The sequence below is a fragment of the Microbacterium ginsengisoli genome, from assembly GCF_000956535.1.
GTDB classification, from domain to species: domain Bacteria; phylum Actinomycetota; class Actinomycetes; order Actinomycetales; family Microbacteriaceae; genus Microbacterium; species Microbacterium ginsengisoli.
Map to the genome: position 1 here is coordinate 1 of NZ_JYIY01000003.1, position 805 is coordinate 805.

The window sequence follows — 805 nt, forward strand, 5'->3', positions numbered from 1 at the left end:
GGTGGCGGACGGGGTGCGGGGAAGGCGGCGCGGGTCGGGTTCGCGTTGACCGTGCTGGGCTGGGTGTTCCATCTTGCCGGGGTGGTGCTGCGCGGGGTCGCCGCGGACCGGGTGCCGTGGGCGAACATGTTCGAGTTCTCCCTCACCGGCACCGCGCTGATCATCGCCACTTTCCTGGCCGTGTCGCTGCGGGTGCGGTTGGCGTACCTGGGCAGCGCCGTGCTCGGGCTGACCGTGCTGCTGCTCGGCGTCGCGACGGTCAGCTTCTACGTCCCCGTCGTCCCCCTGATGCCCGCCCTGCAATCCGGGTGGCTGGTCATCCACGTGCTGGTCGCGCTGCTGGCGACCGCGTTCTTCGGGCTCGCGTTCCTCGTCTCCCTCACCTACCTGCTCACCACCCGCCGCCGGGGTCGCCCCTCCCGGCTCACCCGGCTGCGTGACAGTCTGCCCGGGCCGGAGGATCTGGACCGGCTCGCATACCGGCTGACGATCGTCGGGTTCATCCTGTGGACCTTCACCCTGATCGCCGGGGCGATCTGGGCCGGCCGCGCCTGGGGCAGGTTCTGGGGGTGGGACGTGAAAGAGGTGTGGACGTTCATCATCTGGGTGCTTTACGCCGGATACCTGCACGCCACCGCCACCCGCGGCTGGGCCGGCACCCGCGCCGCCTGGCTGTGCATCGTCGGCTTCGCCGCCGTGCTGTTCAACTTCGGCGTCGTCAACGTCTTCTTCACCGGCCTGCACTCCTACTCCGGACTGTGACCCGCCCCCTGCGAAAGGACCCCGCTCATGACCTCCTGGGCCC

Annotated in this window: 1 protein-coding gene; it reads left to right on the forward strand. The window is 70.2% G+C overall.

The features are described 5' to 3' along the window. Positions 1–762: c-type cytochrome biogenesis protein CcsB (gene ccsB / locus RR49_RS00015; protein WP_045245670.1), on the forward strand; the 762-nt coding region annotated here is incomplete at its 5' end. Between the last annotated feature and the right edge of the window lie 43 nt (positions 763–805).